Origin of the sequence: Bacillus bingmayongensis (assembly GCF_000299035.1) — a bacterium.
GTDB classification, from domain to species: Bacteria; Bacillota; Bacilli; order Bacillales; family Bacillaceae_G; genus Bacillus_A; species Bacillus_A bingmayongensis.
On the sequence record NZ_AKCS01000005.1, the window covers coordinates 553,159 to 567,733 of the forward strand.

Genomic DNA, 14,575 nt, shown 5'->3' on the forward strand with positions numbered 1-14,575 from the left:
GAATCACCCTTTCGCAATTATATGATCAATCCCTAATCTGATTATAAAAATCGATCCTTTTCCTTCGGTTCTGTCCTCAAACGTAACATCACCTTCAAGTTGTTCGACCATTTCTTTTACATACGATAGTCCGATACCTGTCGATGGGTTACCTGCATCATCATATTTAGAAGTAAACCCAGGTTCAAAAATTGAATCTTTATACTTTGAAGAAATACCGGGACCGTTATCTCCTATTCGAAATTCAACGGAATGATGGTCTTCATTAATGTCAATTGTGATGATCCCCATATCTTGGATAGCCTCTACAGCATTTGCAACGACATTGTTTATAATTGATAAAATTGTGTAAATATGATAGTGAGGATGTACGCCATCAATCTTATACACAAATTGGATGTCTTTCTCTAGTAACCGGGCGTATTTCTCGTTTGCTTGTACAATGATGTTTACCAGTTCATATACGGACATATAATCTGTAAAACTTTCATCAGAAATCAGCTTTGAAAGTCCAGCAAAAATACGTTGGTTATCCTTTTTAACGTCATGGACTTCACCAGCAATTTTCAATGCCTGCTGCCGTAAATCCTCAACCTGAAAGCTCATCTGTTTGTTCTCTAAAGAGTCTAAACTTTTATATAAATCATAAGATTTTTTCGTTATATTTTCAGCATCTTGTAACGTTTTTTTTTAATGAACAGCATCTTCATATAAATTGGAGATGAGCATAAGCATGTGTTCATTTTGTTTTTTAATGTGTCTCTCCCTTGACTGCGCTTCATACAGTTTCATCATATTGAAAAAGCTTAGAACTATAAAACTGTGGGAAGTACCCCCTTTCTCACTACTAATCTATATAAATGGCCTGTAAGTAAAAGAATATAGGCTAAGTAAAAAATTCAAAGTCCACCCTTTGAGGCGCTTTCAAATCTAAACTAATAGAAACGTATCTTTAATTTATAATCAAAAGTACAGAATCTTACCAAAAAGTACATTTTTTATAAAACAATTTTTAAAGTATTTAAAAATTCATTTTGGCGTAAAAACTTCGAGATAATCACTGTGAATTTCTAAAGGTTCTGGTACAAATATACGAAGAGGAACGAGGATATTACAATAATCCAACTGGTATTCCCCATTAAAAAACGGCAGAACTCAATTAGATGAAATCTTTCGGTATTGATGTAGATCAAGAGCGTATAACGATAGTTTCTGGCACACAAAACGCTTTGGCAATTATATTGATGAAAGAGCTTTGAATTTAAATTCATTTGTTTTGCAATACAATTAATTAGAATTATGCATTCGCGAAATGGAATAAGGCGTCTCACTTTTTGAAGTTTGACGCCCCATAATCTTGTATGGTTACATTCACATGATATTTAATCGGTACCCTACTAAATGTTTGATCCCAATCTTTTTTGACTTTCTCCCATACTTTTGGGTCTTCAATTCTTAATCGGTTTCCAAAGCCAGCAACGTCAACTTGATATTTTTTCTGCATTTTTTCTGTTACATGATGCACCAAGTGCTTTACTTCTTGTTCAGCAGCTTTTTCTGCCCTTTTTAAAAATTCATTTTCAAAACCTTTTCCTGAGTGCATCCAATTTTCAGACACACGCCCTTCTGATTCAATGTTTACATCAAAAGAAATCTTATTTCCCTTAACATGCGGGGTGATTTTGCTTTTTATGGACTTTATCTCGTAGATGATAGGTTGCCCTGTCTTTTTATCAAAGCCTTTTACCACACCACCTTTCCTTTTTCCGTTGATCCATATTAGCCCCTCTAATTCCTCTTCATTTAAAAAACCACGCAACTTATTTGTATTTCCTTTGATTATGGCAGCTCCCGCAAATTTTACTTCACCATTTGTCGAAATTACATTTTGTAAAAGAAAACTAGCTCCTGATTCCATCTTACCTCCTAATTTAGCGAGCGATACAGGAGGTAAAATTCTTGTTATTCTATATTGATTATCTCCAATCCCAACCAAATGAAACGCTGGAATTTCTCCTATTTCCTTTGATTCCAGCGTCTCACTAGCTCGCCCCTTGCTGATTAACACAAGACAGCTAAGTCTACTCTCATTTTCACGGAGATACTGATCAAGTAATTGGTCTAAACTATACTTGCGTACAAGATTCTCACTAATCACAATCACTTTTAAATGTGAAGCGAACAAAGGCCGATCTTCTCTTAATGAAAATTCACGGATTATTTGATGAGTAGAATCTCCAGTCTCAGAAACATTAACATAACGTTTTTGTTGTGCCCCGTCTCCTTTACTCCCCGTTTGTTGGCTTGCAATTTGATAAGTAGATGTTATAAGGTTTCTTTTAGGATATCCTCCTCCTCGGTCCTTAATCTCTTTCTCAATTGTTGACTCCTTACCTTTATCCAATCCTACAGCTAAAACTAAACTCATCTCTTCAATTTCTTTGCTACTCCAGCACCCTGTCAGAAACAGGAGTACAAGCATCGAAAACAAAGTCAAAAGAACCCGTACATAGTGAAAGTTATTCTTCACGATGGCCCCCCTTTTCTCTTTAATCGCGTGATGATAAGAAGGAGCAGTGGTAGTAACCCAAATAAAAATAAAGCAGTATTGCCGACCATATCCCCGAATTTAAGTAGATCATTTATATTTTTCGAAGTCATAGCAATGATATAAATAATCGGAAGCAAAGCAAACATAAAAGGATGAATGCTCTTTTTGAAGAGTTGTGCTAGCCCCAGTGCAGCAGCGTAGTAACTGATCGTATATGTAGCAAATATTTGCATAATCCATATTACAAGCAATAAAGATTCAAAACGTTCAAATATCAAACCAGAAATTTCAAAACTGCGCATGAGATCAATTGTCGGCCATGTTCTCATTACAACTCCATCGACGGATAATGCACCGATGACCATTACGACCGTTATTACGTAAAAGATTAACGGAATAGAAATTCCAACTAGAATGACTTTTACTGCTTTGTTTGGTTGCTCCATAAACACCAAAAGGATTAACATGATTTCAGGACCTGTATATGCGAGAGCAGTCATCTTTATCCCGTTTAACACCGGCTTAACTCCTAAACCTAATACGGGGCGGAGATTATCTATCTCAAATATTCCGAGACTCATCAAGGAAATTAGTAAAAAAATAAACACCGTAATAGGGAATATGATTTCAAACATCCGGGCAATTGAGTTAATGCCACTCATAATCAAATAGAGACCTATCCACATAAAAGGTATAATAATGGCCCATGTAGGAGTTCCTTCTAGCAAAAACAAGCTAATGACCTCTGCCATTGAACGGATTTGAAACCCTGAAGTTGCAAGAAAATAACATACAACAAGTAAGCTAAATAACCTCCCTATCCATTTCCCTACAACTTCTTGGCTGTATTGATAAAAGGTTTTTTCGGGAAACTGTTGACTTAATTTAACCATGATTACTCCTGCAACCATCGCGATTATCCCACCTAAAATCACACTTATCCATACATCCGGTGTTTTCACTTTTTCTACAGATGCTCTAGGCAGGGTAAGGATTCCTGTTCCAAGTATAAAATTAACGACGATAACAACTGCTTGCGATGTCGTAATTCGGTCTTGGGGTCTGCTAATCATTGAAAGTCACTTCCTTTCGGCTTAAGCTATCCTTTGCGAGTAGGGTCTTTTGAATGCATCATCTTTGGTCGCCGTTTCATCATTCTTAGCGGCATGCGAACCATAAAATCTTTCCAGTCACTTAATCGATAAGGAACAACTGGACTAGTATAAGGAACGCCAAAACTTTTCAGTTTCACCAAATGGCTACAAAGTAAGAGGAAAAAGAGAATGACCCCGTACAACCCAAACACAGCAGCACAGAACATGGCTACAAACCGAAGAACGCGTAATGTAATCCCTGCACTGTATTGTGGGATAGTAAAGGAAGAAATAGCTGTAACAGCTACAACGATTACCATAATTGGACTGACAATCCCTGCTTCTACGGCAGCCTGGCCAATAATTAGTCCACCCACAATCCCCATTGCCGGTCCAATCGGTTTAGGTAAACGTAACCCAGCTTCCCGTAAAATTTCGATGGCCACTTCCATAATCAATGCTTCTATAAGAGCAGGAAAAGGAACTCCTTCACGTGTTCCTATAATAGAGATAACTAGCTTGGTGGGAATTAACCCTGGATGAAACGAAATAAAGGAAATATATAATGCAGGAGTAAATAATGAAACAGAAGCTGCAAAGAAACGCAATAGGCGGAGAAGCGTACTTGGAATCCAGCGTTCATAATAATCTTCTGGTGATTGTAACAGCATACTAAATGTAACTGGAACAATTAATGCGAATGGTGTCCCGTCCAGTAAAATTGCTATCCGTCCTTCCATCAAGGCACCAATAACACGATCAGGACGTTCTGTATTCTGAGCTTGCGGAAAAGGACTGAGGTAATTATCTTCAATAAGTTGCTCTATATAACCAGATTCAGGTACACTATCTATATTGATTTTCTGAATTCTTGTTTTTACCTCTTCCACTAATTTTGGACTAGCAAGGTCTTTGATGTAGGCTATAACTAGCTCTTTTTTTGCACGTTCTCCTACTTGAAGCTTTATTAATGATAAATTTTTATTTTCACCATGACGTCGCAAAAGTGCAGTGTTATCACTTAATACTTCCGTAAAACCTACCCGTGGACCTCTGACTAATGCTTCTGATACTGGTTCTTCAATATTCCGTTTGTTTGGTTTTGTTGTGCCAAGAATGAACACATCAAATAAACCATCAATCAATAGAGCTGTCGAACCTGTCAATACTTTGGATATCAAATCTTTTATTTGATTGATTTCTGTTACTTCACTAATAGAAAGAACTTTATTTTTAATAAATTCTTTCGAAACAGTCTCTTCCACATAAGTAGTTTCGTTTTTATATTCATCGAAAAAATCAACCATTAGTGAATTCATGATATGTTTATCGATTAGCTCTTTATCTGATAGTCCATCGACAAAAATGATTGCAGCTCGAATGCCTATGCGCCCAATATTAAACTCCCGAAAGTGAACATCAGAATTATGACCGATTTCTTGTCTTATGAGTCCTAAGTCTGATGTGAAGTCACCCGTAAAATGAACCGTTGAGTTTCGAGAAGGCTTAGTTTGTTGTTCAGTATTTCCTTGAATGGTATTTTTTTGCACCTGGTTATCCTTTGATTTCCACCAACTCATTCTTACCACTCTTTCTCTGATATATTGACCCAATGAAAAAATCTTGAGATAATATATGGAATTAAAAATACGATAAAAGCTTGTACAAAAATTTTCCAATCTGGAAGATAGGAAACAATCATATTCCACATTTTCATCACCTTATCAATGCACTCTCCTAGGAACAAGATTTTATCAAATCTGGTCTTTTTTTATAAAGATTCCCAAAAATAGAACGGTGGACATTAATTTCATTCCGTACTAAACTCTTGTTACCATTGAGACTTTCTGTTCCTAATTTCAATTTCAATTTTCTAGATATTGTTTCCTTTTATGCCTATTTATATGCTTACATATAAATTAAATATAAAAGGATGTAATAATACCTATTAAAGTAAAAAAGATGCTATCTCTAGCATCTTTTTTACTTTAATTTAACTAACTATTTATTTATATTTTTAGCCAAATTACTTTTGTTTTTTCCATATAACATATATATAACAAGTCCAATAAGCATCCAGATTATAAAACGAATCCAAGTAATTTCTGGAAGACTGATGATAAGATATAATGAAAAACAAATCCCAATCAACGGAATTACAGGAACAAAAGGCGTCTTAAATTTCCTTTCTAAATCTGGTCTTTTCTTTCTTAACACAATGATAGAAGAACAAATTAATATAAATGCTGATAATGTACCAATATTAACTAATTCGGCTACCTCACTAATAGGGGTAAACCCTGATATTATTGCTGTAATTATACCGATAATTAATGTAGGACGATGTGGCGTCTTATATTTAGGATGTACCTTTGTAAACCATTTTGGTAATAATCCATCTCGACTCATTGCAAACCAAACTCGCGAGCCTGCAAGTGTGAACGAAAATAAAACAGAAAGTATGCCTGTAATAGCTGCTGCAGAGATAAATAAAGTAATCCATTTTAATCCTACATCACTGAAAATCTTAGCTACCGGTGCAGCGTTATTCAATGTATGATATGGTGCCATTCCTGTAATTACTAAAGACATTCCAATATACAGGCATAATGCAATTATTAAAGATATGACTACAGCTCTTGGTAAATCACGTTGTGGATTCTTGGCTTCTTCAGCTGCTGTAGTTAACGTATCATATCCAAATACTGCAAAGAATACAAGCGCAGCACCACTCATTACGCCATTAAAACCAAAAGGCATAAAAGGATGCCAATTGGCTGAATCGATGTAGAAGCTTCCAACAGCAATAACCACTAAAATAATACTTAGCTTAATAATCACCATCAACGTATTGAATTTTGATCCCCACTCCATACCAAATGTTAATAATCCAGCAATAGCTAGACTTATAATAGCTGCAATTAAGTCTACTCGATGCCCTTCTCCTGTACCTGGGGCCCCTTGGGCCCAAATTGGAATATGTATTCCGATTTGTTGAAGTAATTCTTGCATATATCCAGACCAACCAATAGCAACTACTCCCACTACTAAAATATATTCTAGTAACAGATCCCACCCAATTAACCATGCTACTCCTTCTCCTAATACAGCATAGCTATAAGTATATGCACTCCCAGAAACGGGGATAAGTCCAGCAAATTCAGCATAGCATAGTGCAGCAGCTGCACTAGCTAGTCCAGCAATAATAAAAGATAAAATAACTGCAGGACCAGCATGCTCAGATGCAGCTACTCCTGTTAGAACAAAAATTCCAACCCCAATAATTCCTCCTAGTCCAATTGCAGTTAATTGCCATAATCCTAACACTCGATTTAGTCCAGTACTTCTAAGGCCTTCCTTTTGCAAATGATCAATGGACTTTTTTCTAATAAATGCATTCATTTTCTTTCCCCCTGAGATCACATAAAAATACAAAAATAATTAGAATTCAGATTATTTTATTGATACATATTTATATTAAAAAACAGAAAATATATCATTTCTTACTTTACTTAGTACACTTTTATAGATTCTTCAAAGGATTTCGCTAACTTTAAGTACACATTAAGTAAAAGTGGACGAAAAGGTATACTCTCTAATATTTTATTGAAAACAGAATATATAAGCGAAACAGTTATAAATTCAACATTGAAGATTAAGAATTAGCAAAAGTTCGTCATTACAATTCCAAGTGTATTCGTTTTGCTTCAAAATAAAGAACCTGAATAAATTTTTTCGTATCGATACGAGTAGGTAATGTTGGCTCATTATTCAATTCTGTCATCTTTCTCCTTACAGTAGTAAAATCAAAAAACCTAGAAGCGTAGTTTTCAAACTTCGGGTTTAAAAAATCAGTAAGTCCAAGGGATGCTAAATGGTTTAATGATTGATAAATTGCCCTTCTAATCCGTTGTTTTGAGGCTTCAATCGACCTTTTTAATTCGGCTTCTTCAGCTGATTCTCCAAGTCTTTTTTGAGCCAAATTCATAAAAATCTCTTTTAGTGAGGGAAACCCTTGTTCCAACGTTTTATCTTGTTCATATTTATATAAATAATCCAGCATGTCCATTAAATCTTTACTTCCGCTTTCACTGGCTATCCCTAATTCGGATAGAAGAAAATGAATGGAATTTCGAAAATGATTGAAAGTACTTATATGTTTTTCATTACGGTATTTTTCCTGCGTACTTTGATTACTATCTAATTTTAGTACCATATTGAGCGATTCTTGAATGTTTTTTATCGATTTTTCCAATCGGATTCGTTCGATGACTTTCTGAACGACTGTTAATACTTCAATCCGGTTAATCGGTTTAATAATATAGTATTCAACGCCAAGCGAATACGCTTCAGCAATTAATTCTTTTGTTTCTACTTGAGAAACCATGATGATTTTCCCTTTAAACGATGGTTTTATTTGACGAATTGTTTTTATTCCATCTTGAATCGGCATTAACAAATCGATAAATAAAATGTCTATATTTTTGAGGATTAGCATTTGTTGATCTAACAATGAACCATCCTCAGCTTCTCCTACAACCTCTCCAAGATCCTCATCCTCGATAATTTGAGCCAACATTGAGCGAACCGCTTTCTCATCATCTACTATATAAAAATACATAGAATCACCCTTTCGAAATTATATGATCAATCCCTAATCTGATTATAAAAATCGATCCTTTTCCTTCGGTTCTGTCCTCAAGCGTAACATCACCTTCAAGTTGTTCGACCATTTCTTTTACATACGATAGTCCGATCCCTGTCGATGGGTTACCTACATCATCATATTTAGAAGTAAACCCAGGTTCAAAAATTGAATCTTTATACTTTGAAGAAATATCGGGACCGTTATCTCCTATTCGAAATTCAACGGAATGATGGTCTTTATTAATGTCAATTGTGATGGTTCCCATACCTTGAATAGCTTCTACAGCGTTTGCAACGATATTATTTATAATTGATAAGATTGTGTAAATATGATAGTGAGGATGCACGCCATCAATCTTATACACAAATTCGATGTCTTTCTCTAGTAACCGGGCGTATTTCGCATTTGCTCGTATAATGATATTTACCAGTTCATGTACAGACATATAATCTGTAAAACTTTCATCAGAAATTAGCTTTGAAAGTCCAGCAAAAATACGTTGGTTATCCTTTTTAACGTCATGGACCTCACCAGCAATTTTTAATGCCTGCTGCCTTAAACCCTCAAACTGAAAGCTCATCTGTTTATGCTCTAAAGAGTCTAAGGTTTTATATAAATCATAGGATTTTTTTGTTATATTTTCAGCATCTTGCAACGTTTTTTTTAAATGAACAGCATCTTCATATAAATTAGAGATAAGCATAAGCATGTGTTCATTTTGTTTTTTTATGTGTCTCTCCCTTGACTGCGCTTCATACAGTTTCATCATATTGAAAAAACTTAGAACGATAAAACTATGGGAAAATGCGATAACGATTATCTCATTTATTGCCTCTGGTGTGATAGTTGTTTTTAATACGAAATATTGAATCATTAATTCCACACAGTCTGATAATATTTCAATAATGCAACCGACAAACCCAATCATCAGTGGTTGATGATGAAAACGTTCGACTTTCGCTAAGTAAAACAGACAAGAATAAGTAAAATAAAAGAAAAAACTAGGATAGTGGATATGGAAAGCAGCTATCCAATCCATATTTTCATTTGTGATGACGTCCATTAAGATACGAAATGCTACAACCACTATTGCTGTTAAAAAACCCGGCAAAAATGCTGGTATTCGTCGAAATAATAACAAAAAAAAGAAAAATGTTGGTGCACCAAAGCTCATTCTAAATGTTTCATTTAAGGGAAATGACTTTATTTCACCTACTAAGGGTACTGTAAATATCATCAAAACCAGAATATAGATGTCTTTTCTTACTAAATTACTAAGATTCAAAATAATCACTTCTCACTTTCGCCTAACAGTCAGTATACAAATCTATTAACATTAATACAACACTTACTCTATTTTTTACAAAAAACGATAAATAAGATATAAACGAAAGCATTAAACATTGTGAGTATTCTTTACATTCTTCTACTTTAGGAAGATACTTTGTAACCCAAAAATGTTCAGACACATTATACGGTCTGAACATTTTTATATTCGCTCTGACACAAAAACATCTATGATCCTTTTTAGAATATACTTAAATCCCATTCTTTTGCAATATGTTCTAATAACATAACCCCTGGTAAACTATTCCCATATTCATCAATGGCTGGTCCATAAATACCAATACCACATCCATCTTGAAACGGTAGATCCCCCCTGGATTTTGAGGGGACAAGTGCCATAATCCCTCCGGACACCCCACTTTTAGCTGGCAACCCAATGAAAGCAGCAAATTTGCCAGAAGCATTGTACATTCCACAAGTAAGCATTAAGGCTTTTGTTAATCTAGCGACCTCTTTAGGGAGAACTTGTTCTTTACGAATAGGATGATATCCATCATGTGCTAGTATAAGCCCTATTAAGGCAATATCCTCTGTATTTATTTCTATCGAACATTGTTTTAAGTAAACTTCTAGTGCCTCCTCCACATCTGATTCTAAAAAACCATTCTCCTTTAAATAGTATGCTAAAGCTCTATTGCGATGAGCTGTTTGCCATTCTGATTGAAACACTTTTTCATTAATGGCGGGACGCTTCTCTATCATTTTTTCGATTAATGCGTATAGAGATTCTAATTTTTCTTGCACCGATGTTCCTGGCAGAAGCGAAGCTACCGTAATCGCTCCAGCATTAATCATAGGATTAAAAGGTTTTCCTGGTTTATGCATCTCTAAACGAATAATCGAATTGAAGGCATCTCCAGTTGGTTCTACATCAACTCGCTCTAATACATAAGAAATACCGCGGCTTAAACAAGCGGCTATAAAGCCGATTACTTTTGATATACTTTGTAAGGTAAAAGGTACCTCCCAATCCCCTGACTTTATCATTGTTCCATCTGGCTCTACTATACAAATACCTAATTGCGATAAATTTATCTTCCCCAAAGCGGGAATATAACTGGCGCTTTGTCCCTTAGCAGCATAGGATCGATAATGAGCTACCCATTGATCTAAGTAAGCTTTTTCTTGACTCTCAACTTGAACGCTAGACTCCTTTATCATTTAACCATATTCCTCCGTACTATTAACTTTGTATAGAATTATTTTTTCTTTATTATAATCAATAATATTTGCACTAGAACCAAGAAAGATATTCAGACATATTACAGTCTGAATATCTTTCTTGTTACATACTTTTCTTTTTTGAAGTGTCCTGATAATGCTCCCAACATTCAATGTTTTCAAGCCCTTTAATGCTTTCTTTATAAAAAATAGGATCTTTACCAGCTTTTTTCTGTTTCATGTAATCCTGCAACGCAGCAAAGGCTATTTTTGATAGTAATGTAATAGCAATTAAATTTATAATAACCATAAAGCCCATAAATAAATCCGCTAAATCCCATACAAGTTGGATCTTTGCAACCGAACCGAATACGATCATGGCTAACACACTTATTCGGTATACCATCAACCATACTTTACTTTTATGTAAGAATCGAATATTTGTTTCTCCGTAATAATAGTTCCCAATTAACGCACCGAATCCAAATAGGAAAACAAAGATAGCAAGACAGCCCGATGCCCAAGAGCCGATATGTTCACTTAATGCTGCTTGTGTAAGTGCAATTCCATTTAGCTCTGGTTGTTTGTATGCATCAGAAAGTAAAATAATAAATGCTGTGCTTGTACAAATAATCAGTGTATCCGTTAATACACCAAATGCTTGTATAAGTCCTTGTTTCACCGGATGGCTTGTTGTTGCCGTTGCAGCAACGTTTGGCGCACTTCCCATACCAGCCTCATTTGAGAATAATCCACGTTTAACTCCATTCATGAGTGCTGCGCCAATTGAACCGCCTGCTATTTGTTTAAAGCCAAATGCGTTTTGAACAATAAGAGAAAGAACTTCCGGCATTTTTGTTATGTTCGTAACTACAACAAATAATGCAACTCCAATGTATAAGACTGCTAGAAACATCACCTTGTATTCAGCCATTTTTGCAATACGCTGCACACCGCCAAAGATAATCACTGCGAAAGCAATTGCCATGATAATCCCTACAGTTAAACGATCTGTACCGAAAGAGTTCTCAAAAGCAATTGTAACGGTATTTGATTGTACAGAATTGAATACAAGACCGAAAGTAATCGTAATTAAAATAGAGAATATTACTCCCATCCAACGTTTGTTTAGCCCTTTTTCCATATAATAGGATGGACCACCGCGGAAACCATCTTTATCTTTTACTTTATATATTTGTGCTAATGTACTTTCAACAAAGCTGGATGCTGAGCTAATAATAGAAATAATCCACATCCAAAATACCGCTCCAGGACCGCCTAGTGCAATTGCAATCGCAATTCCTGTGATATTTCCTGTTCCAACGCGTGCGGCCATACCAATACAGAACGCTTGAAACGGAGAAATTTGGTCTTTAGAACTATTCTTCCCTTCCATTAACACACGGACCATTTCTTTTAGCATTCGAAACTGTACAAATTTCGATTTAAATGTGAAATAAATTCCGCAAAAAACAAGCATAATAATTAGCAATTTAGACCATAAAAAAGCATTCGTTGATCCGACTAAATCCAACAAGAATTGTTCCATATCATCACCTCATATCAAAATTTCATATCCCCTAATCTATATAAAATCACCTTTATTTTCTGACATAACTAACCTCGTTTCATATACACATGCAACAAAGACAAAAATTTTCTATGAAAATGGTATTTCCTCGTTTATACGAATATTCATAATATGTAACTGTACAGCTGACATCTTGAAGGATCTGATGCTTGTATACTTGGATGCTCTAGCTCCTCCCGCAAAAAAATAGTTTTTATCCAGAAATGTGGCTGCACCATCATACTTGTTCCGTATACTGGATTTTTAAATTGGACTTATATAAATCCTTTTTGTCTCTTTTTATTATTTGCACAGGGATATAAACCGAATTATCAAAAAACAAAACGATTATAAGCACTTTAATATTTGTTTTAGAACATAGTCTCTTTAGTTTATAATTAACACTTCTTAGAAAAGCACTTGTCTGCCCTGGTATTCCCTTCTAAATCAACACATGATATCAGTAGATGTACTGCCCCTCACTTGTCTGCAAATTTTTGCTACAAAACCTTCATTTAAATACTTTGTTTATATAATATTATATTGCCAATTTTACAGTATTTCAGGAATCTTTAATTCTATTTTCCTCTATAGATAAAGAAAATCATTAATAGATTTCCTTAATATCAGATAAACATATAGAGAAGATCTTTTGCTGTTCATTTATTAAAAGAAGTGTTTGTTGGTGTAAATCAAGGTTGCAAACTCGCCCCTTACATGTTTGCAAAAATCCACTCTGATAGTAATCAATAGTGATTAAGTGATTTTTTGCTAATTTTCTTAAGAACATGAATTTATCTCCTTTCTCACTACTAATCTATATAAATAGCCTGTAAGTAAAAGAATCTAGGCTAAGTAAAAAATTCAAAAACCATACTTTGAAGCGCTTTCAACCCTAAACTAATAGAAACGTATTTTTAATTTATAACCAAAAGTACAGAATCTTACCAAAAAGTACAGTTTTTTATAAAATATTTTTTAAAATATTTAAAAATTCATTTTGGTGAAAAAACTTCAAGATAATCGTCGTGAATTTCTAAATCTTGGACATAATGAAGAAACAATTATTAACCGTTATACACTAAGCAAATACGGATAAGAAAAAAGCCGAATTTTACCTCATTAGGGGTACCACCCCATCGCTATCAAGCTAAGGTTTTATTACACCCCCAGAACGAAATTTTTAGGCTTTCTTGTAACGAAAAAGCGTATTTATCGTTTTTGGGGTGACCTGTTTTCTTAGGTTGATGACAATGGTCACTCCCCGAAATACTCGAAAAAAATGAACCATTCCACTTGAGCAAACTTGAAAATTACAAAAAAAGAGTTTAATAAAAATAAGTTTAAATAAACTATCAATTAACTTTTTAGTTGATTAATACATTGGAAAAGAAGGGATAATAATGATGTTTTTTATGTCAATTATTAATGTGGCTTTTATATGTTTTATTCATAATATAACGAAATAGATATTTGAATATGGAGTAAACCATCCAAATTCAAACAAGCGCATTTTAAACCTTTTACAATTCGTTAAATTTGCTCCATTAATTGCATTACTTGTATTATTCGTACTGGTTTTAACAACTCTGCATACAAAAGCAGGTATTCGACTATCTCATGCCTGGTATGATGCACAATTTTGGGCTTATTATACGTTCTTGTTTTGCAGTTATATGATAACTAAGAAAAAAATTTTTCTATTTTCGATGATTATATCTTTATTAATAGCCATTTATAACACTCCATTATTTCACTTTGAAAACCTATTTATAGGACATTATGTAGTTGTTGCTGATATTTTCGGAACTTTAATGTTTATAAATTTATGGATAGCAATATCAAAAATTTTAGTGAAAATGAAAAATAAGTAATTACTTTTGGTTCCTGTAATTGACGTAACAGAAATGCGATATGTGGCATTACAAATTATAAAAAAGCAGTGGAAATATAATTTTATTAAAAGTCAATATATTTCTTTAACCCCCTAATAACACTAAGTTTTCATTTAATGTCAGACATTATAAGGGGTAAATTAAAAAGGATAGAAGAGCAGAATAAAATATGCTCTATCTATCCTTTTTTTGTACTACAAATGACCCCATTTACTGCAACAACTAATTGTAATGTTGTTGTACTAACGCTACCCGTAGTTTTAGGGGTCTCGCCACATCGCTATCAAGCTAACAAAACAAAATACCCCC

The 14,575-nt window shown here is 34.3% G+C and carries 10 protein-coding genes and 2 pseudogenes; 1 reads left to right on the top strand and 11 read right to left on the bottom strand.

What is annotated here, in order from left to right; genetic code table 11:
- Nucleotides 1-3: 3 nt before the first annotated feature.
- From Y7E_RS29075 to Y7E_RS0103020, 11 genes and pseudogenes are all read right to left on the bottom strand, one after another.
- Nucleotides 4-828, bottom strand: a pseudogene (locus Y7E_RS29075) (sensor histidine kinase); the annotation flags it as partial.
- Nucleotides 829-1,327: 499 nt separating this feature from the next.
- On the bottom strand, nucleotides 1,328-2,530 hold the full coding sequence (locus Y7E_RS0102975) for a Ger(x)C family spore germination protein (protein WP_017149837.1): 1,203 nt from the start codon (nucleotides 2,528-2,530) through the stop codon (nucleotides 1,328-1,330).
- Nucleotides 2,527-3,624 (bottom strand): spore germination protein, encoded by a 1,098-nt coding sequence (locus tag Y7E_RS0102980; protein ID WP_017149838.1) that lies wholly within the window; start codon nucleotides 3,622-3,624, stop codon nucleotides 2,527-2,529. Before Y7E_RS0102980 ends, Y7E_RS0102975 begins: the two co-directional genes overlap by 4 nt.
- Nucleotides 3,625-3,650: 26 nt before the next feature.
- Complete coding sequence (locus Y7E_RS0102985) at nucleotides 3,651-5,225, bottom strand: spore germination protein (RefSeq protein WP_017149839.1); 1,575 nt, start codon at nucleotides 5,223-5,225, stop codon at nucleotides 3,651-3,653.
- A 2-nt stretch (nucleotides 5,226-5,227) separates the two neighbouring features.
- Nucleotides 5,228-5,365, bottom strand: coding sequence for a hypothetical protein (locus Y7E_RS34175; RefSeq protein ID WP_154652005.1), 138 nt, complete (start codon nucleotides 5,363-5,365; stop codon nucleotides 5,228-5,230).
- Nucleotides 5,366-5,646: 281 nt separating this feature from the next.
- Complete coding sequence (locus Y7E_RS0102995) at nucleotides 5,647-7,047, bottom strand: amino acid permease (protein WP_017149841.1); 1,401 nt, start codon at nucleotides 7,045-7,047, stop codon at nucleotides 5,647-5,649.
- 277 nt (nucleotides 7,048-7,324) lie between these two features.
- Nucleotides 7,325-8,266, bottom strand: a complete 942-nt coding sequence (locus Y7E_RS0103000; RefSeq protein WP_017149842.1) for a response regulator — start codon at nucleotides 8,264-8,266, stop codon at nucleotides 7,325-7,327.
- A gap of 4 nt (nucleotides 8,267-8,270) precedes the next feature.
- Nucleotides 8,271-9,587 (bottom strand): sensor histidine kinase, encoded by a 1,317-nt coding sequence (locus tag Y7E_RS0103005; protein WP_017149843.1) that lies wholly within the window; start codon nucleotides 9,585-9,587, stop codon nucleotides 8,271-8,273.
- A gap of 233 nt (nucleotides 9,588-9,820) precedes the next feature.
- Nucleotides 9,821-10,801 (bottom strand): glutaminase, encoded by a 981-nt coding sequence (locus Y7E_RS0103010; RefSeq protein WP_017149844.1) that lies wholly within the window; start codon nucleotides 10,799-10,801, stop codon nucleotides 9,821-9,823.
- A 124-nt stretch (nucleotides 10,802-10,925) separates the two neighbouring features.
- Nucleotides 10,926-12,350 (bottom strand): alanine/glycine:cation symporter family protein, encoded by a 1,425-nt coding sequence (locus Y7E_RS0103015; protein ID WP_017149845.1) that lies wholly within the window; start codon nucleotides 12,348-12,350, stop codon nucleotides 10,926-10,928.
- Between the two features lie 628 nt (nucleotides 12,351-12,978).
- Complete coding sequence (locus tag Y7E_RS0103020) at nucleotides 12,979-13,161, bottom strand: YolD-like family protein (RefSeq protein ID WP_017149846.1); 183 nt, start codon at nucleotides 13,159-13,161, stop codon at nucleotides 12,979-12,981.
- Nucleotides 13,162-13,774: 613 nt separating this feature from the next.
- Here Y7E_RS0103020 and Y7E_RS34180 point away from each other — a divergent pair.
- Nucleotides 13,775-14,245 (top strand): annotated as a pseudogene (locus Y7E_RS34180) (hypothetical protein).
- The last annotated feature ends 330 nt before the right edge of the window (nucleotides 14,246-14,575 follow it).